We start from the raw sequence: 19,809 nt of genomic DNA, 5'->3' as shown, positions 1-19,809 counted from the left end.
TAGCTGCCGCTTTTGATTATATCAAAAAACATTTTAGATTTACAGCACAAACACCCCGTAACAAGCTACTTTTACTACTCCATTTTCAACCTTATCGTAGTAGAGGAAAACAACCAAGCGTAGCATATGAAGATTCCTATTAAGGACAGATATCGATTACAAGATAAAATTGATTTGATACTTAAAGTTAATTATAGCTCTTCTTTGTTCGCATTTATCCTAGGGATAATCTGCCTCTTTCTTCTGGATATTAAAGGCGTGATTCCGTATGCCTGCTTTGGTTTTGCCGTCGTAAATTTGGTAAACACACTTCTTTACAAGCAACACCAAAACCTTATCCTCACATACAATCTCACTTCGGTCTTGGCCATGATTGGCGCCACTTTGGTAACCATATATAGTGGTGGTATTCAAAGCCCGTTTGTTTTTGTACTGGCCATTGTAGTTTTTGCCGGTTATGTGACCACCAAGGTGTTCGGACAGCTCTATTTGATTATTAACCTATCTGTGCTCGCCATTTTATTTCTGTATGATGTTGGGAACTTTAAGGTTACCGAAAATACCATTCCTTTGGAATCCAGGGATTGGTTTGCATTCTTGAGTGCCGTTTTTGCAGTCTATTTATTGGGCGGCGTCTTTGGTAAAAATCTCTTAAGGGCGCATCACAAATTATACAAGTCCAGAAACGAGATTCAAGAGCGCATCCAGGAGAAGGAAATTTTACTAAAAGAAGTCCACCATCGGGTCAAGAACAATCTACAGACCGTTTCCAGCCTGTTGAGTCTACAATCCCGTGCCATAGCCGATGAAAAAATCAGCAACATCATCAAAAGTAGTCAGAATAGGGTTGTATCCATGGCCATGGTGCACGAAATGCTCTACAAGCGGGACGATTACCTTTCAAAAATTGAACTTAAGCCCTATGTACAGGAATTATGCGATTACCTGGTACGTTCGGTAAAAGGAAACTCCAATAGTGTCAAGGTCAATCTGGATATTGACGACAACAAGCTCAGTATAGATACCATAATTCCCCTTGGACTTATTATCAACGAAACCATTACCAACGCTCTTAAATATGGTATAACGGAAGAGCATGATGGGGAAATCCATATTTCTTTGCACAAGCTGCCCAATGATCGTTATGAGATGTTCTTGGGAGATAATGGCATTGGGTATTCCGAGGACATCAACCCCAGAACAACAAATTCGTTGGGACTTAAACTTATCTATAACCTAACACGCCAGCTAAGAGGTACCATTTCGCGTGATTATGCCAAGAAAGGAACCTATTATCGTATAGAGTTTGAGGAAATTATAGAGGAATTCAACTCTGTTGATTAAACTGTTTTTTTATCTTTAGAAGATTATCATTAATCTTCATCGCATGTTAAAAAAACTACTCCTAGGAACCTTCCTTGTCTGTATTACCTTTTCAGTATCTGCCCAAGATTACTTTTTTAAGAAATTCCACCCTTTTAACGATAATGTACCCTCGCCTGAAGAGTTTTTGGGGTACGGCATTGGTGATAGGCACACGCGACACGACCTCATCGTGGCTTATTTAACCAAACTTGCTGAAGTTTCGGATAGGGCCAGCATCCACCAATACGGTCAAACACATGAAGGAAGAAAACTGGTCATACTAACGGTTTCTTTACCAGAAAACTTGAACAACCTGGAACAATTGAAGCAAAAACACCTTCAATTTACAGACCCGTCCCAAACCCCAACCAATTATGATGAGGTCCCCATTTTCATCAATTTGGGGTACAACGTCCACGGGAATGAGCCTTCCAGCTCCGAAGCAGCTTTGCTGACCGCCTACACCTTGACCGCTTCCAACCATCCTGAAATATTGAATTACTTAAAGAATAGCGTAATTTTTATCGACCCTACCATTAATCCAGATGGAAGGGACAGGCATACCCAATGGGCCAATATGTATCAAGGCAATCCATTGGTGGCCGACCCTGCCGATGCCGAACATAACGAATACTGGCCCATGGGCCGGACCAACCATTATTGGTTTGATCTAAATAGGGACTGGTTATTGGCCATTCACCCAGAAAGTAGGGGCAAATTGACTTGGTATCATGAGTGGTACCCCAATGTAGTGACCGACTTTCATGAGATGGGTAGCCAGAGCACGTATTTTTTTGAACCGATGAAGACCAATGGCTCCCTAAACCCCATCATGCCCAAAGAAAACTACGAAGACCTCAACAATCTTTTTGGTGATTATTTCTCCAAAGCATTGGACAGTATTGGTTCTTTTTACTTCACCAAAGAAGTTTTTGATGGAACCTATCCTGGTTACGGCTCCTCCTACCCTGATCTTCAGGGCGGTTTGGGATTGTTATTTGAGCAGGCAAGCTCTAGGGGGCATAAGCAAACCACCGATTTCGGGGAAATTACTTTTCCGTTCACAATCAGAAATCAATACACCTCTAGCATCACCACCGTTAAAGCAGCGGTTGAAAACAAGGCCATGCTACGCAAATACCAACAAGATTTCTTTAAAAGTGGACTCACTAATGCTTCAAAGAGCCGAATTCAAGGATATACGTTTGGGGATGATCATGACGCCAATCGTGTAAAGGCTTTTGTAGACAAGCTGTTATTGCACAAGATAGATGTTTATAAATCCGGGAACAGGTTTGTGGTGCCCACACGCCAACCACAGTACAGAATGGTGCAGACCATGTTTGAAACCTACGGTAAATATCGGGACAGTGTTTATTATGATGCTTCAGCTTGGTCCGTGGCCAATTTCTACAATATGAAATATAGTCCAGTGAATAACATAAACTTGGGCGAGAAAGTAACTTCCACAGATGGTCTTGTGAATTCACCGGCCGTGCAAAAATCAAGGTATGCCTATATCATCGATTATGATGATTATAATGCTGTAGCCGCGTTGCATTTTCTTCAACAAAAAGGATTGGTGCTTTCTTCTTCCTTTAAACCATTTACCATAAAAACAACCACTGGTGATAAAAAGTTCAACTATGGGGCCTTGGTTGTTCCGGTGAGTCTTCAAAAGAAAGATGCCAATACTGTGTACGAATTGGTACAAGAGGCCCAACAAAAATTTCAGGTTCCTAGCTATGCCATTCCATCAGGATATAGCCTGCAGGGGATTGATTTGGGCAGCAGGTACGTCTCTCCCATTACCAAACCCAAAGCAGTTATGCTTATTGGCGATGGCACACGGTCCTATGAAGCCGGAGAGGTTTGGCATTTATTGGATACCCGTGTTCATATGCCCATTACCAAGGTGCCTTTGCGGAATTTCAACAGGTTGGATATGGACAAGTACAACACTTTGGTTATGATATCCGGAAACTATGATTTCTCCGAAAACCAACTTAAAAAAATCAAAGATTGGGTAAGTAAAGGCAATACTTTGATTACTATTGGAACGGCTTCTAAATGGGCCATCGATAAAAAATTGGTCAAGGAAAAATTGACCGAACAGGAGAAAGACTCCACCGCAATTGTGGAACGTAAACCTTATGTGGATGCCCCAGAGAACATTGGCAAGGAAAGTGTGGGAGGAGCTATTTTTAAGGTAGATTTGGATGTGACCCACCCCTTGGCCTTTGGATATCGTGACACTTCCATTCCAGTATACAAGAACAATTCCGTTTGGTTGGCTCCAAGCAAGAATGCCTATGCAACCGTAGGCAAGTATGCCAAAAATCCGCATATTGATGGCTTTATCACTTCCAAGAATATGGAAGAAAACCTTAAACCCTCTGCCTCTTTAATTGTTAGTGAGGTGGGAAGCGGTCGTGTGGTACTTTTTGCCGACAACCCCAATTTCCGGGGGTCATGGTACGGCACCAACCGTCTGTTCCTAAATGCATTGTTTTTAGGGGATAAGATTGAGGTTCCAGAATAACCAACACCAGATATCATGAAAAAAATACTTTTCCTTGTAATATCACTTCAGTTTCTCTGGGCCACAGGTCAAGAGAGCATGAGTGAAGGACCATTTTCGCAACTTATCATCAGAGGGGTAACCTTAATCAATGGCAACGGTTCACCGCCAAGAGGTCCTATAGACATTGTTGTGGAGAACAATAAAATTGTAAGCATCCAAGTGGTGGGGTACCCTGGTGTTAAAATAGATGAAACCAAAAGGCCCAAGCTAAAACCCGGGGGCAAGGAGTTGGATTGCTCCGGTATGTACCTCCTTCCGGGATTTATAGATATGCATGGCCATATTGGTGGTGAAGCCCAAGGGGCAGACTCCGATTATGTGTTCAAACTTTGGATGGCACACGGCATCACCACCGTTCGGGAACCTAGTGGTAGAGGTGTAGACTGGACACTTGACCTCAAACGGAAAAGTGAAAAGAATCAAATCATTGCCCCACGTATTTATGCCTATACCGGTTTTGGTCAGCAAGGTGGGGATTTCAATCCCTTGAACGGTTCTGCCATAAGTACTCCTGAGCAAGCTCGGAAATGGGTACGCGCCAATGCCGAACGGGGAGCGGATGGCATCAAGTTCTTTGGTGCCCCTCCAGAAATCATGACCGCTGCCTTGGATGAAAACAAAAAGTTGGGGTTACGGTCCGCATGTCACCATGCCCAGACCGATGTAGCTCGATGGAACGTCCTCAATTCTGCCAGGGCAGGTCTAACCACCATGGAACACTGGTACGGCCTTCCTGAGGCGCTATTTGAAGATAGAACCGTTCAGGATTATCCGTTGGACTACAACTACCAGAATGAGCAACATCGTTTTGAGGAGGCCGGGAAATTATGGGAACAGGCCGCCAAACCGTATTCCGAACATTGGAACAAGGTCATGGATGAGCTCATCAGTTTGGATTTTACGTTGGTTCCCACATTCAATATTTATGAAGCCAGTAGGGACTTGCATCGGGCAAGAAGGGCCGAATGGCATGAAGACTACACCTTGCCCTCCCTTTGGGAGTTTTATCAACCCAGTATGATCTCCCATGGTTCCTATTGGCACGATTGGGGCACGGAACAAGAGGTGGCATGGAAACGAAACTACAAACTCTGGATGACCTTTATCAATGAATATAAGAACCGAGGTGGTCGTGTGGCCACGGGGTCAGATTCCGGGTTTATATTCCAATTGTATGGATTTGCCTATATCCGGGAAATGGAATTGCTACGTGAAACGGGGTTCCATCCCTTGGAAATCATTCGGTCTGCTACGTTGAATGGAGCGGAAGCATTAGGTGCTTCTGATAAGATTGGCACAGTGGATGTTGGTAAGATGGCCGACTTTGTAATCCTAGCGGAAAATCCGCTACGGAACTTCAAGGTACTCTATGGTACAGGAGCCATTAAGCTGACCGAAGATAATGAAGTGGTCCGTGTGGGCGGGGTTACCTATACCGTTAAAGACGGAATCGTTTACGACGCGAAGGCACTTTTACGGGACGTAAAGAAGCAAGTACAACAAGCAAAAGAAAAATTGAACTACAACCTAAAGCAACCGGGATCAAAATAGCATCCATAAACGATTCTGGGATTAAATTAATTTTTGGCAGGATAGAAGTATATAAAATACTGACATCCTGCTTTTTTATTGGAACATTTTTTTTCGGAACGAAAAGACTATTGAGGCCATCACAAAAGCAACCCCTAGAAAAAGTGTAAATGGAATAACGATACCCACAATCATGATTATGCCAATTTAGCTCTGTCCTTTTTGGTTTTGAAAGAAAGCTCTTTTTTAACCCTAGAGTTTTTGAACTTGTACAACCTAGCAACCTCAGTTTCCTTTTTGGCTTGCTTCTGGATATCAATGTTCAATTCAACTCCTACAGTAACGGTATCAACTTTAACTTCTTTGTTAGCATCTTGTGCCATAGCTACTGTTCCGAAGAAAATTACTGCGATGATGGTTAAAATTGTTTTCATGATTTGGGTTTTTATTACAATGTAAATCTACCCTCGAATGACCCCTGGATCAGATTTCTGTCGCTAAACCCCCCTTTTTTTTCGGTGTAGAAACTTTTCTTGGATAAAGTGTTTTTTATCGTCGATGAACGATTTTGGGTCAAAAAACAGCACACCGATTCGGCGTGCATTTCATCGATCGTTTTAAAGACCGAATCTCTGCAAACCCTTGTAAACAAAGAGATTATTTGTAGGAAAAGAAATACAGAAAATAGATTTAAAGTGGTAAAAAACTTACAAATTTGATTTTTTACTCAAATACGGAAAGGCTATTGGAAAAGGTTCCAAAAACATCGATTAACACTTTTTAACACCCCTCATCGTAATAGTTGCTATCTTATCCCTACTAAGCAAAAAACAACACAAATGAAGACCATTCAGATTTCCTTTTTGACTTTACTATTATTTACATCTATAAGTTGTCAGTCCAAGACCAAAAACAACAAACAGGAAATGGGCCAAAAAGAACAGAAAGAGACTCTAAAACAAATGGCCCCATCGAATGAAGAACTCCAAAAGTATGAGACCGCTTATTTTGCCAGTGGTTGTTTTTGGTGTGTTGAAGCCATTTTTGAAAGCGTAAAGGGGGTTAAAGAGGTTTATTCAGGTTATTCGGGCGGAAAGAAAAAGAACCCAACATACGAACAAGTGGGATACGGCCGTACAGATCATGCAGAAGCCGTTGAAGTATATTACGATCCCAATGTTATCTCATTTCCCCAATTGGTACAGGTCTTCTTTGGGTCCCATGATCCTACCACCCTAAATCGTCAAGGGCCGGACCGTGGTGCTCAATACCGGTCCATCGCCTTTTATAAAGATGACACTCAAAAGAAAACCATTGAGGATTACATTGCCAAATTGGAAGCTGCCAATGTATTTGGAAAACCCATTGTTACCCAGGTAAAGCCCTTTGAAAAATTCTACATGGCCGAGGAATACCATCAAGACTACGAGAAAAAGCATCCCAACAATCCGTACATCCAACAAGTATCCATTCCTAGGTTAAATAGGTTTAAGGCCAAATTTGGATCTTATTTAAAGGAAGACACCCATTAATTCGGGTTTATAAAAAGTATTTGTGATTACATCCAGAAAAACAACTAGGAAAGAAGCGTTGCGCGTTTTCTGGAGCTTGGAGAGAAAAGGAAGCTTTATTGCTTCAGGACAACATCACTATATCTGGAGTTGATATTTATGGACTTATTGTCTGTTTGATTGATATAGTACCCTTTGTGTACTTGGGTAGCATGATTTTTGGAAGTTTCCAATACCATGGACTTTGGATAGGTAAATTCTGAGGCTGTTTCATTCACATAAATTGAAAACGCCACCGAAGGTAATTTAAACGCTACTTCCCCATTCTCCACGGAAACATCAATAGTACTGAAACTATCGGTCACAGTATCAATACTCAAAGCTCCCAAAGTACTGTTCACCAAAGCCTTTCCTTTTAATTTTCCAATAAACACATTGGATGACACGGAATTCAATTTCAACTCCTTTACTTCATTCAGGTTTACGTTCTCGGCAAAATCGGTCTGTAGCTGGCCATAGTTCCACTGCTGTACCACAATGGGGGAATACGAAGCCTTTATACTGGTCTTACTGCCATCGATGGTAGAAGCAAGCAAGCTTGCGTAGGACAAGCTTGCGTTAATGTTCTTTGTATTGGCGGCCAATTTCACCTCACCGTGCCGCACATCCATTTTAAGTTTAATGTACTTGGGCATTTTGATCTTGATACGCTTTTTCACCTTGTATTCCTTATGTTTTCCATCCTCCGAGGAATAATAAAATACATTGGGACCATCTTTATGAATACGGAATACCCTTTCATGCTCGCGTTTCATCTCTTCCTGCTGGCTTCTTGCTTCCTCTCTCTGCGCCTTCACTTCTTCCCTAACTTCCTTTCGCATTTGTTCGCGCTCCTCCATGAGCTGCTTACGGTCCTCCTGCATCTGCTTTCTCATTTCCTCCCTTTCCTTGGCCCGATCTTTCAATTGATCGCTCCATTCCTCAAAACGCTTTTTGTACTTCTTGTCAAAATTTTTATCAAAGTTCTTCTTCCACTCATTTAAATATTTGTCCCCATCTTTTTTGTAAGCATCATAATCAAACTCCATAAAGGGCATGGGCGGCATTGGGGGCAATTCGGGAATAACAACTATCTCTGGAATTTCGGGAATCTCTGGAATCACCGGAATTTCAATATCTGCCATGATATGCTCCACGGAGGGCACATCAGGAAAAACAAAATCAAAATTACTGTTGAAATCGTATACCATGGGACCAAAACGGTTTCCTTGGGTGCGAACTTCAATTTCCTTGCTATTGCCCATGATCTTGATCAGATCTTTCTCAAAATACGATGTTGCCTCCTCGTCAGTGGCCCCTTCCAGTTCCACCACGGCAGTTACTTCCACTTGGTCTTTGTCCCACGTTTCAAACTCAATGTCTGCATAACTGGTATTCAGGTTGATGACGGCCTCCTTGTCAACATTGAAGGTCTCCTTGTACGTTTTTGATTTCTCTTGTGCCTGGATAGCGGTACCCGCCATCACAAAGAGCATCAGGCTAAACCATATTTGATGATTCCTGTTCATTTTTTGATGATTTTAATTGATTTAACTTTGATTTTAATCGTTGTAACAACTGCAATCGCAATTGAAGGTTTTTTACCAAGGCACCAATGGTCTGGTCATTGGGACCTATTTCGTTAAGCTCTACGTTCAGTCGGCGGTATTCCGCATCCAGTTCGGCCAATCGCGCCATATAGCTGTCCAGTACTTCCTTATTCTCCGGGTTGGACTCCAAATCTGAAAGTTGCAGATTAATATTGGTGAGATAATAATTCTCTACTTTCTGCAAATCTGGGGACAAATCACCCAAAGAAAAGGTTTGCTGGATCTTGGTCTCATTCCCAACCACTTGGTCTGTAACTGGGGATATTTTTTGCTCCCCCGATAAAAAGTAAGCGGTAACTCCCAAAATAACCACAACCGAAGCGGCAATTCGCATCCAAAAAATCTGGGGAGTCCTATTTTTGGTGGGACTCGGAAGCTCTTTCTCCAATTTGGACAAAAACCGAGCCTCGTGCCCTTCTTTCATGCTGTGTGTCCTTTCCCGCTCTTTGGCGAACATTTCTTTAAGATCCTGTGCCATAAGCTATATCTTTTAATGTTTCTTTCAATTGTGCCTTCCCTCTCAATAGTCGGGTACGTGAGGCCGATTCAGAGATTTCCAATATCTCTGCTATTTCCCCATGATCATAGCCTTCCACTAAATAAAGCTGCACCACATATTGGTACTTTGCTGGCAATTCCTCAATAGCCTTTTTTACCTCTTCCATGGATATTCCTCCATCTACCTTCCAATCATCCGTTTCAGCTACCTGTAAATAATTCTCATTTAGTTCAATGGTTCTTTGGTGCTTCGATTTCAAAAAATCTATACTCCCATTCACCACTATCCGTTTTAACCATGCCCCAAACGTAACCTCGCCTTTATACTGATCAATACGCTGAAAAGCTTTGATAAAGGATTCTTGGAGGACATCCTCGGCATCATCCGGGTTTTTTAAAAAGCGCATGGCCACTCCGTACATACCATTGCAATATTGGCGGTACAGTTTTACTTGCGCCTTGCGGTCGTTGGCCTTGCATCTTTCAACCAGATCAATTTGAAACACGGTCGGTTTTATGTTGGGTTAATTTGTTGTTCTATGTAAGGACGATGGAAAAAAAACAACGTTGCAAAATAGTTCTCTTTTTGCAGTTTTTTAACAAAAAATCCCGTTGAAGGTTCAACGGGATTTATTTTAGTGATATATATTTCAATCTTTTATTCGTCCATAAGAAGATTCAAGTGCACGGTAATATTGTCCCGTGTGGCCTTGCTATATGGGCAAATTTCATGGGCGGCATTGATCAACGTCTCCCCCATATTCTTATCAACTGTAGGCAGGTAAGCATCTAAGGTTGCTTCCAAGTAAAAACCATCCTCCTCTTTGTTGAATTCAATAGTGGCCGTAACACTGAAATCCCCCAAATCGTCAATATGGTGTTCCTTGGCAACAGCTTGTAAAGCACCTGCAAAGCAGGTAGAATAAGCTGCGGCAAAAAGTTCCTCTGGATTGGTGGATTTTGAATCAGGTTTTCCTTTGGAATTGGGCATACTGATGTCAAAATCGATTACCCCATCCTCACTCTGTACATGCCCGGAACGTCCTCCCGTATTGGTAGCCTTACTCTCAAAAATAGTTTTCATCTGTAAATTAGGTGTTAAGTTCTTAAAAATCGGACTAGTCAATCTACTATCCAATATTCAACATGAGAAGTTACCATTTGTAGATGGATGTCCCTAATTACAGTTATTAAATTTGTGTGAAATAGTGCTTATTCCCTCCATTTAAAAGTAGTGGTCACAATCATTTGTAATACAGTATAACCCATAAAAACTTTATACCTTAGTAGTAGGACTCCATTAAAAGATATCTTGGCCAACAAAAAAAATACAACTCCCGGTACCATTTCCAAAATTCAGGAGCTACGGAAACAGGAAATTTCTGTGGATACCTTGACCAAAGGCATCTTTGAAGGAAACAAGGCGCTACTGGCCAAGGCCATTACTTTGTTGGAAAGCACCAATCCCGAGCATTTTGAAAAGGCCAATGCTGTAATCGAGAAATGTCTTTCCCGACCAAATTCCAGTATCCGTTTAGGGATTACTGGTGTTCCAGGAGTAGGAAAAAGCTCCTTCATTGAAGCATTGGGTGCCCTCCTGACCTCAAAAGGAAAAAAGGTGGCTGTTCTGGCGGTAGACCCCACAAGTTCCTTGAGTAAAGGCAGTATTCTTGGGGATAAAACCCGCATGCAGTCCCTTTCAAAAGACCCCAACGCCTTTATCAGACCCTCTCCTTCCGGAAGCTCTTTGGGCGGAGTGGCCCAAAAGACCAGGGAAAGTATCATTTTGTGCGAAGCTGCGGGGTACGATGTCATTTTAGTAGAAACCGTTGGTGTGGGACAAAGTGAAATTGCGGTCCACAGCATGGTAGATTTCTTTTTGCTCTTGAAATTATCCGGAGCGGGCGATGAACTGCAAGGCATTAAACGGGGCATTATGGAAATGGCCGATGCCATTGCCATTAACAAGGCCGATGGTGACAATTTGGAGCGGGCCAACTTGGCCGCAGCAGAATTTTCAAGGGCCCTTCATCTCTATCCACCTAAAGCAAACGGATGGATAGCCAAAGTTTTAAAATGCTCAGCCATAGAAAATATGGGCATTCAAGAGATTTGGGACATGGTTAAGGATTTTGTGGAACAGAATAAGAAAAATGGTCATTTTGAAGAAAACAGAAAACTTCAGAACAAAAACTGGTTCCTTCAAACCGTAGACGAACAAATCAAGCAGTATTTTTATCAAAAAGCATCGTTCAAAAAAGCTCAGGACAAAATGTTGAAGGCTATTGAGGAAAACAAAATATCCCCCTTTTATGCCGCAAAAAATCTGTTGGCAGATATAACCAAGGAACTTTAAATAAAAGCAATAAATTTGCACAGATTTTAAAACGAATGAGCACCGTCACCGATTCCCTTTTATCCATAGTGGTCCCCTTGTACAATGAAGAGGACAATGTGGTCCTTCTTACCCAAAAGATCCACGAGAGTCTTGAAGGGTACAACTATCAAATTGTCTATGTGGACGATTTTTCAACCGACAAGACCCGCCAAAAGGTCAAGGAAATGGATGATTCCAAAGTCCATTTGATAGAGTTGAAAAAGAACTATGGACAAAGTTTGGCCTTGGCCGCCGGACTTGATTACGCTGAAGGAGAATACATCATTACCATGGATGGGGACTTGCAGAACGACCCTTCCGACATTCCCCAAATGCTGGAATATGCTGTAAGCGGGGAATATGATGTTGTCACAGGGATTCGTCAGAAACGTAAGGATTCCCTCATCAAGAAAATTCCCTCCAAGATTGCCAACTTCTTGGTGCGAAGGGTGACCAAACTCGATATCAAAGACAATGGCTGTGCCCTCAAAGTCTTTACCAAGGATATTGCCAAAGGACTCAACCTATATGGTGAAATGCACCGTTTTATTACACTTTTGGCCCATTTGGAAGGCGCCCAAATCAAGCAGGTTCCGGTGAAACACCATGCCCGCCATGCCGGGGTTTCCAAATATGGGTTGGAACGGGTATTCAAGGTTGTAGCTGATATGATGCTGTTACTCTTTATCCGAAAATATTTTCAGCGTCCCATTCACCTCTTTGGAATTTTTGGGGTATTGCTCATCATTCTAGGCATTTTTATAAATATCTACTTGCTGGTTGTAAAACTCGGCTTTGGTCAAGACATTGGCAGTAGGCCTTTGCTCATTTTTGGGGTCATGTTCATTTTGGGGGGCATACAACTCTTCACCATTGGTATTGTGATGGAGTTGTTGATTCGCACCTATTACGAATCCCAACAGAAACGACCCTATCGCATCAAAAAAATCTCTATCGGTGACGGAAAAGCTGCGTAAGAAGCTCATTACAGCTCTGAAAATTGTCATCAGTGCGGTATTGATTTACTTTATTTTCACCAAAATAGAACTCAAGGACGTTCTGCAGACGTTAAAAAAGAGCGGCCCCATCTATCTGGTTTTGGCCATTCTTTTATTTATCCTTTCCAAAGTATTGGCCGCGTTTAGGCTACAGCTCTACTTTCACCAGATCGGGGCAAAAATTACGCAATTGGCCAACCTAAAACTATATCTATTGGGCATGTTCTATAACCTATTTCTCCCCGGTGGAATTGGCGGTGATGCCTACAAAGGCTACGTAGTCCAAAAAGAATATAAGCCCGGGACAAAGAAAGTGGTCTCAGTTTTATTTATAGACCGATTGAGCGGCATGTTGCTACTTTTTGTCTATGCCTGTACCTTGGCGCTCCTATCTTCCAGTGCTTTTTTTAATGGATTGAACGGACTTATTGCTCTGGCCATTCCCCTTAGTATCGTGGTCTTTTGGTGGGTGAACAAACGCTTTTTCATTTCTGGATTCCCTGTGTTTTGGAAATCCTTGGGCTATTCTGCCTTGGTGCAATTGGCCCAATTGGTTTGCGTGTTATGCATTCTGAAATCATTGTCCATTGGATTGGATGTTGTGGAGTACCTTTTTGTCTTCTTGGTTTCTTCCATTGTATCGGTGATTCCATTGACCATTGGTGGAATTGGAAGTAGGGAGGTCACCTTTTTATATGGTGCGGAGTGGTTGGGATTGAATGCCAGCACTTCCATTGGCATCAGTTTTACTTTTTTCCTGATTACGGCCTTGATTTCCCTTATGGGAATGTATTATCATTTTAAAAAGCCGGAACTGAAAACGGTTTCCTAATCCAAATGCACCAAATGCATTCGGTTCAATTTCTTCTGACGGGTGTTGGGGTTCAAAAATTTAATCTGAAGGCGGGTAATCCGGAATTGGTCCACAGTAATCTGCTCGTGCCAATGGTATCTATCATTTTGGAGTCTTTCCAATTCATGGTCCGTAGCATAGACCCAAACATCATGCTTATCTGCCAAATCTGATAAGGAAACAATCTTGACGGGCTTTTTGTTATAAAAATCCAAGGCCCAAGTATGTCCTTCCGAAATCTTATAGATTTTGTCCACAGGAATGTTGTTCTCCGCAACTTTCCCAGCCATGGTGGAACCGGCTTGGTATTGAAGCAGGCGTGGGTAAAAATGGGTATTGAGCAATCCATTCAGCAATAACGAGCTGCAAACTGAAATGGTTAAAATCCTAAGATAAGGCGCCTCTTGTTTCAAACAATAGTAGACAACGCCAGAAAGTGCTGCCAACAACACCAAATAGCCGTACCAATGCTCCAACTTGAACACATAAAAGCAAACCAGAACGGTAAAAACGAAGACCAGGCTCAAAATAAAGTACTGTACTATTACCAATACTTTGGCCACCTTTTCCTTTTGTTCATGATGGACTCGATACAGATATCCTGCTGAAAGCACCGCATACAATGGAATGAGTATGTTCATGTAATGCGGCAGTTTAAACTGCGCAAAACTGATCAGAAAAAAAAGAATGGAGATGCTTCCAAAGGTCAGGAACTCCAATTGCGGCCTATAGGCAAACTTGGTTTCCCAAAACGTTTTGAGTTTTGTCCAGTAGGCTATCAAGGCCAAGACGGTCCAAGGCAGAAACACCCATAAAAAGGTATGGAAGAAAAAAAAGAAATCGCTGCTGTTCTTGCCTACGCCTTCCCCGCTCATCCGTTCAAAACTCTGTTCCCAAAAAATAAAGAAGATACCGCTGCGGTGGTCTTTTCCTCGAATAACCTTTTCCGGGTGCAGATCAAATTGGTGATAGTAGGCGTAGAGCATGGGGGTTATGGTCAAACCAAAAACTACTAAAGCCACCAATACCTTCCAGTTGATCAATCGCATCCATTTTCGGGTATAGGCCAAATGGCAAAGTACCGAAACCCCAATGACCACTAGGGCAATCTGGCCTTTGGTTGAAAAAGCCATCCCAGCTCCAAAAGCACCCAGTATGATACCCTTAAGGGTATTTTTCTCAATGTACGTGACCAACTGCCAAATGGAAAAAATGGCAAAGCCGGTCAAAACCGCATCGGTACGCACATCGATGTTTGCCAACACAATGGTCTGTGCCGTCATAAAAATTAGGGCAGCAAATCGACCCACATCTTTGTTGTAGAGCAATTTCCCCAAGCCATGACAGCTATAGGCTCCCAGCAGGGTCGCCAAAACCCCGGGAATCCGGTAGGCCCAATCGTGTATCCCAAAAATTTTATAGGAAAGTGCCGCCAACCAGTAGTGCATATGGGGCTTGTCCAAGTATTCTTCTGGTCCTTTGAAGAGGCTCAAAAAATCATTTTCTTGAACCATCCGCATGGCCATGACGGCAAACTGTGCAGAATCGTTCTCGAAAAGGGTCACGAACATTCCAGCGATATAGACCAGAACAATAAGGGTAAGTAAAAACCAGTATCTGGCCGTTGAAATCATGTCCCTATTTTTTGGAATGCAAATATAGCCAACTTGGCAAACAACCATCCGAACACTAGGCCTACAACAGCCCCCGTGAATACATCCAAAGGAAAATGAACCCCGATATAAATCCGGCTATAGGCCACCAAACAGGCCCATATCATAAGGACCAATCCCATGTACCTCACCTTTCCGCAGAACAGAACCGCAAAAAAAGTGGCCGGTCCAAAAGAATTGGCCGCATGGGCGGAAAAGTAACCAAACTTCCCTCCACAATAGCTTTTCACCAAACGCATGATTCCACTGATCTCCGGATCGTGGCAAGGTCGTAATCGGCCGACACCGTATTTGAAAAAATTGGATAGTTGGTCCGTGCAGGTAATCAACAAGGCCACACTCACCAGAATGATGCCGGTCTTTTTCCATCCAAAATTTTTATAGGAGAGATAAAGCAGCAGCACATACAGGGGAAATGAATTCCTAGTCTTGGTCATGAACATCCAAAAACCGTCCCAAGTGGGAGTCCCCAATCCGTTGAGGAAGAGAAAAAGGTCTTTGTCGTATTGCAGCAGTTGGTCCAGCATCTACGCGTCGTATCTGGAAACTTCGCGATCGTAGAATGCCGTGGCCGCTTCAATAAGTCCCTCCGCTTCTTCAGCAAGTTCTGCCTCATCCTCTTTGGAGAATTCCTCCATCCATTCCACTTCATCATTTTCCAAGTTGATGATGAACCGTGGATATTCGGTATGGACGATGAATATCGCATCGGGATGATCTGTATTATCCGCTAAAAGAAATTTGGGCAGTTCCATATTTTTTTTGATTTAAATCCGGTCAATAAAATCCGAATCAGTCCTGTATCAATTTTTTGGTCAAATAGATGAATCGAATATACAACAATACCGCCGAAGCCGTAAGCCCGGACAACAATCCTATCCAAATCCCGGTGCTTTTAAAATGGGTATGCAGACCCAAGTAATAGCAAATGGGAAATCCGATTAACCAATAGGCCACAAACGTGATCAAGGTTGGAATCTTTACATCCTGAAGTCCCCTAAGAGCACCCAAAACCACGACCTGTAATCCATCGGATATTTGAAAAAATGCCGCCACCAACAGCAACTTGGCCGCAATGACGATTACTTCGGTATTGTCCATTTGATTGACAAGGTCGTCCACATCCAAATAAATGGTGGGGAACCAATGTCTCCCAATCAAAAAGAGAGCGGCAAAAACGATTTCCAACAATAGGGTGAGGAAAAAAATGGATTCCGCAATTCTTTTGAGCTCCCTAAAATTCTGCAGTCCTTTTTGATTGCCCACACGGACCATAGCAGCCACACTGAGCCCCATTCCCACCATAAAGGTCATACTACTCAAGTTCAATGCTATCTGGTTGGCCGCTTGGGCATTTTTACCCAATACCCCACTCAACCAAATAGCAGCAGTAAATATGGCCACTTCAAAGAACATCTGCATGGCCGATGGAAATCCAAGACTAATGATCTTGTTCATCACCTTCTTCTCTATCACCTTAAAGTTGAACCCGGTCACGTAGGGTTGAAACTTCTCTTTTCTCTTCAGTAGAAACCAGATGTATCCCACCATGATAAATCGTGAGGCCAAGGTACCAATTGCCGCTCCAACGATGCCCAACTTGGGAAATCCAAACGAACCAAAAATCAATAGGTAATTCAGTGAAATATTCACCACATTGGCCAAAATGGTAGCATACATGGGGTATTTGGTCTGCGACAGTCCTTCCGAGAATTGCTTAAACGCTTGAAACATGACCAAGGGAACCAAGGAGAAGGCCACCAACTCCAAATAGGGAATGGCCAATTCCACCACTTCAGGGGGTTGTTGCATGGAATGCATCAATGGCTTGCATAGTAGAATGATTCCGAAGAGGGACAATCCCAATAAGGTACACAGGACCAATCCGTGTTTGAGGGCACTTTTGCCATCTGCCTGATTTTTGGCCCCATCGGCCTCGGCCACCAAAGGGGTAATGGCCGTTGAAAATCCAATCCCGAGTGACATGGCTATGAACACAAAACTGTTCCCCAACGATACGGCTGCCAGTTCAGCGGTTCCCAACTGCCCCACCATGATATTGTCCGCAAAGGCCACAAACGTATGCCCCAACATCCCCAAAATTACGGGGTAGGAGAGCTTAAGGTTGTATTTAAATTCCTTGGTGTACCGTTGAAACATCGTCATGACAATTGGAACCGACAAATATAGAACCTTCGGTACGGTTGTCCGAATTAAAAAAATGCTAAATCTCTAGAAAAAAACTTTTAAAATGCTTCTTCCAAAATGGATTGCATCTCTGGGAAATTTTCATCGGTATCGCCATACTTTTGACGTTCCTCCACGATGGCTTTTTTCATTTCCGATATGATATCGGCATACTTGGGGTCCCCATACGCATTGTGGAGTTCCTTGGGATCATTTTCCAAATCATAGAACTCCCATTGGGGTTCCGTAGATTCGGAGGAAGCCCCACTCATGCCCAATCCCTGCCCGTAGAAAAAAGCAAGCTTGTACCGATGGTTTCTCACGCCAAAGTGAGCAGGTCTTTTGGGTTCATGCAACCAATAGCGGTAGTACATTTGCTTTCTCCAATCGGCCGGTGCGTTTCCGTTTAGGATTTCCCGAAAACTTCTCCCTTGCATGTAGGATGGCTTTTCTATGCCTGCATAATCGGCCAATAAAGCAGGAAAATCAATATTTAGGATAATATCATCTATACGCTGCCCACCTTTGATTTCCTTGGGATAGCGGATTACGAAGGGCATTCTTAGGGATTCCTCGTAGATCAAACGTTTATCAAAAAAGCCATGTTCGCCCAGAAAATAGCCTTGATCGGCCGTATATACGACCACGGTATTATCAGCCAAACCTTCTTCTTCCAAGAAATCGAGCAGTCTACCTATATTATCATCAATGGCAGCACCACTACGCATAAAATCCTTGACCAATTTTTGGTAGATTTTCTTGCGTTTCTGGACACTGTCCAAGCCATCCAAGGGGTAAGGCAACCCCGGATAATAGGTCCAAAACTCATCCGGCCTTTCGGTTGCGGCTTGCCAACGATCAGCCAAGCGCTCCAAAATTTGTCCATTGAATGTCCTTCCCGTGGTTTCCGGACCAAAATCCAGTAAAGATTCGGGCTCCGGGATTTCTTCATCCACATACAAATCTGCAAATCGTTCCGGATAATCAAAAGGCTCATGCGTAGCCTTAAAATGGGTGAACATTAAAAAAGGTTTGTCCTTGTTTCTGTTCTTCAAATGTTCAATGGTTAAATCGGTGATAACATCTGTGGAAAAGCCTTCGTATTGTTTCCCTTGGGTCCCATCAGCACCATCCACCCAATTATCTTTGGTTTTCAAGATTGGATTCACATAAACTCCTTGTCCCGGCAAAACCTCAAAATGGTCAAAGCCTTCGGGCTGTCTGTACAAGTGCCACTTGCCTATCACCGCGGTTTGATACCCAGCCTCACCAAAGGTTTTTGCCACATTGGGATGGCCCACCGGAAGTGGTTCCCTTAAGGTGTACACCTGATTCAGATTACTATACTGACCTGTGAGAATGGTGGCCCGGCTTGGGCTACAGATGGAATTGGTACAGAAGGCGTTGTTGAGTACCGCACCTTCCTTTGCCAACCGTTCAATGCTGTTGTTCTGCACATACTCTTCCAAGATTCCGCCATAAATCCCCCAAGCTTGCGAGGTATGGTCATCGGAAAGAATAAAGAGGATGTTGGGTTTTTCCTCCACTTTGGGTTCTTCTTTGGTCTTGCAGCTCCATGCCACTGCCATCAGCAGGGAAAGTATTGCAATTTTTTGTAAACGGTTGGTCTGTATCATATTCATTCTGGTTTATCTATTTTCTTAGCCTCTTCCCAAAATACATCCATCTCGGCCAAGGTCATTTCTTTCAGGGTCTTTCCCTTTTCTTTGGCTTTCCCCTCTAAAAATTGAAAGCGATTTATAAACTTTTTATTGGTCCGCTCCAGGGCATTCTCGGGATTCACTCCCAAAAATCGGGCGTAATTGACCATAGAAAAAAACACGTCCCCAAATTCGGATTCCATTTGGTCAGCATTGTTGGATTTGATTTCCTCCTGTAATTCGCCCAATTCTTCCTGTAGCTTTTCAAATACCTGTTCGGGATGTTCCCAATCGAACCCCACCCCGGCCACTTTTTCTTGAATCCTATTGGCCTTGACCAAAGCCGGAAGGCTCTTGGGGACCCCTTCAAGTACGCTTTTCTTTCCTTCCTTGAGTTTGATGTTCTCCCAATTCTGTTTCACCTCTTCTTCATTCTCAACAATTACGTCGCCATAGATATGCGGATGGCGGTTGATCAACTTCTCGCAGATACCATTGGCCACATCGGCAATGTCAAAGTTTTGGGTTTCCGAACCTATTTTGGCATAAAACACGATATGCAACAACAAATCGCCCAATTCCTTTTTGACTTCTTCCAGGTCATTGTCCAAAATGGCATCACCCAACTCATAGGTTTCTTCTATAGTGAGATGGCGCAAGGTTTTCATGGTTTGCTTTTTATCCCATGGACATTGGGCCCTCAACTCATCCATAATGGTCAAAAGACGATCAAACGCGGCCAACTGTTCAGTTCTCGTATTCATGCATTGGGTTTTGTCCAAAAATACAAAGACATGGAAAAGGCGCACCTCGAATTGTTGGCATATTTATAAAGACTTTCCCTTATTTTTCAACATTCATCAAAATAGTTGCGAAAAACATAAGGGGGTGCTAGGGTGAAAATCGTATTTTTGAAAAAATGG

The 19,809-nt window shown here is 42.9% G+C and carries 18 protein-coding genes; 7 read left to right on the top strand and 11 right to left on the bottom strand.

Annotated elements, in window-relative coordinates:
• The first annotated feature begins 126 nt into the window (after positions 1–126).
• Genes ACP14V_RS05260 through ACP14V_RS05250 form a run of 3 tightly spaced genes read left to right on the top strand, consistent with a single transcriptional unit; the run spans position 127 to position 5,500 of the window.
• Entirely contained in the window at positions 127–1,344 is a 1,218-nt protein-coding gene (locus tag ACP14V_RS05260) for a sensor histidine kinase (RefSeq protein ID WP_136565872.1), read from the top strand.
• Between the two features lie 43 nt (positions 1,345–1,387).
• On the top strand, positions 1,388–3,907 hold the full coding sequence (locus ACP14V_RS05255; protein WP_272609641.1) for a M14 metallopeptidase family protein: 2,520 nt from the start codon (positions 1,388–1,390) through the stop codon (positions 3,905–3,907).
• Positions 3,908–3,922: 15 nt separating this feature from the next.
• Entirely contained in the window at positions 3,923–5,500 is a 1,578-nt protein-coding gene (locus ACP14V_RS05250) for an amidohydrolase family protein (protein WP_272609640.1), read from the top strand.
• A 176-nt stretch (positions 5,501–5,676) separates the two neighbouring features.
• On the opposite strand, the gene ACP14V_RS05245 is transcribed toward ACP14V_RS05250, so the two are convergent.
• A complete protein-coding gene (locus ACP14V_RS05245; protein WP_272609639.1) occupies positions 5,677–5,913 on the bottom strand; it encodes a hypothetical protein in 237 nt (78 codons plus the stop codon).
• 405 nt (positions 5,914–6,318) lie between these two features.
• On the opposite strand from ACP14V_RS05245, the gene msrA reads away from it, so the two are divergent.
• On the top strand, positions 6,319–7,011 hold the full coding sequence (gene msrA / locus ACP14V_RS05240; protein ID WP_272609638.1) for a peptide-methionine (S)-S-oxide reductase MsrA: 693 nt from the start codon (positions 6,319–6,321) through the stop codon (positions 7,009–7,011).
• 95 nt (positions 7,012–7,106) lie between these two features.
• Here msrA and ACP14V_RS05235 read toward each other — a convergent pair whose 3' ends face one another.
• The 4 genes from ACP14V_RS05235 to ACP14V_RS05220 form a co-directional block, all read right to left on the bottom strand.
• Positions 7,107–8,558, bottom strand: coding sequence for a hypothetical protein (locus ACP14V_RS05235; protein ID WP_272609637.1), 1,452 nt, complete (start codon positions 8,556–8,558; stop codon positions 7,107–7,109).
• Complete coding sequence (locus ACP14V_RS05230; RefSeq protein WP_272609636.1) at positions 8,530–9,117, bottom strand: hypothetical protein; 588 nt, start codon at positions 9,115–9,117, stop codon at positions 8,530–8,532. The genes ACP14V_RS05235 and ACP14V_RS05230 overlap by 29 nt, the downstream gene beginning before the upstream one ends.
• A complete protein-coding gene (locus ACP14V_RS05225) occupies positions 9,101–9,643 on the bottom strand; it encodes an RNA polymerase sigma factor (protein ID WP_136565865.1) in 543 nt (180 codons plus the stop codon). The genes ACP14V_RS05230 and ACP14V_RS05225 overlap by 17 nt, the downstream gene beginning before the upstream one ends.
• Positions 9,644–9,795: 152 nt before the next feature.
• Positions 9,796–10,221: an organic hydroperoxide resistance protein gene (locus tag ACP14V_RS05220; RefSeq protein ID WP_136565864.1), complete on the bottom strand. Its 426-nt coding sequence runs from the start codon at positions 10,219–10,221 to the stop codon at positions 9,796–9,798.
• A gap of 228 nt (positions 10,222–10,449) precedes the next feature.
• On the opposite strand from ACP14V_RS05220, the gene meaB reads away from it, so the two are divergent.
• Genes meaB through ACP14V_RS05205 form a run of 3 tightly spaced genes read left to right on the top strand, consistent with a single transcriptional unit; the run spans position 10,450 to position 13,344 of the window.
• A complete protein-coding gene (gene meaB, locus ACP14V_RS05215; RefSeq protein WP_272609635.1) occupies positions 10,450–11,493 on the top strand; it encodes a methylmalonyl Co-A mutase-associated GTPase MeaB in 1,044 nt (347 codons plus the stop codon).
• Positions 11,494–11,528: 35 nt separating this feature from the next.
• Entirely contained in the window at positions 11,529–12,491 is a 963-nt protein-coding gene (locus tag ACP14V_RS05210) for a glycosyltransferase family 2 protein (RefSeq protein ID WP_272609634.1), read from the top strand.
• The gene (locus ACP14V_RS05205) at positions 12,472–13,344 is read left to right on the top strand and encodes a lysylphosphatidylglycerol synthase transmembrane domain-containing protein (protein ID WP_272609632.1); all 873 of its coding nucleotides are present in this window, start codon (positions 12,472–12,474) and stop codon (positions 13,342–13,344) included. The genes ACP14V_RS05210 and ACP14V_RS05205 overlap by 20 nt, the downstream gene beginning before the upstream one ends.
• On the opposite strand, the gene ACP14V_RS05200 is transcribed toward ACP14V_RS05205, so the two are convergent.
• The 6 genes from ACP14V_RS05200 to mazG all read right to left on the bottom strand — a co-directional run bounded on the left by ACP14V_RS05200 (position 13,341) and on the right by mazG (position 19,650).
• The gene (locus ACP14V_RS05200; RefSeq protein WP_272609631.1) at positions 13,341–14,999 is read right to left on the bottom strand and encodes an ArnT family glycosyltransferase; all 1,659 of its coding nucleotides are present in this window, start codon (positions 14,997–14,999) and stop codon (positions 13,341–13,343) included. The two genes, ACP14V_RS05205 and ACP14V_RS05200, sit on opposite strands and share 4 nt — an antisense overlap.
• A complete protein-coding gene (locus ACP14V_RS05195) occupies positions 14,996–15,565 on the bottom strand; it encodes a phosphatase PAP2 family protein (protein WP_272609630.1) in 570 nt (189 codons plus the stop codon). The genes ACP14V_RS05200 and ACP14V_RS05195 overlap by 4 nt, the downstream gene beginning before the upstream one ends.
• Entirely contained in the window at positions 15,566–15,793 is a 228-nt protein-coding gene (locus tag ACP14V_RS05190) for a hypothetical protein (RefSeq protein WP_116218229.1), read from the bottom strand.
• A gap of 37 nt (positions 15,794–15,830) precedes the next feature.
• Positions 15,831–17,198 carry an MATE family efflux transporter gene (locus ACP14V_RS05185; RefSeq protein WP_272609628.1) on the bottom strand — a complete coding sequence of 456 codons (1,368 nt, stop codon included), beginning with the start codon at positions 17,196–17,198 and terminating at the stop codon, positions 15,831–15,833.
• Between the two features lie 86 nt (positions 17,199–17,284).
• Positions 17,285–18,862 carry a sulfatase family protein gene (locus ACP14V_RS05180; RefSeq protein ID WP_272609626.1) on the bottom strand — a complete coding sequence of 526 codons (1,578 nt, stop codon included), beginning with the start codon at positions 18,860–18,862 and terminating at the stop codon, positions 17,285–17,287.
• A gap of 2 nt (positions 18,863–18,864) precedes the next feature.
• The gene (gene mazG, locus ACP14V_RS05175; RefSeq protein WP_272609625.1) at positions 18,865–19,650 is read right to left on the bottom strand and encodes a nucleoside triphosphate pyrophosphohydrolase; all 786 of its coding nucleotides are present in this window, start codon (positions 19,648–19,650) and stop codon (positions 18,865–18,867) included.
• Between the last annotated feature and the right edge of the window lie 159 nt (positions 19,651–19,809).

Source organism: Flagellimonas alvinocaridis, from assembly GCF_965248585.1.
Taxonomy (GTDB): Bacteria; Bacteroidota; Bacteroidia; order Flavobacteriales; family Flavobacteriaceae; genus Flagellimonas; species Flagellimonas alvinocaridis.
Note: the sequence above shows the minus strand (reverse complement) of the source record. Positions and strands in the feature narration are given on the sequence as shown.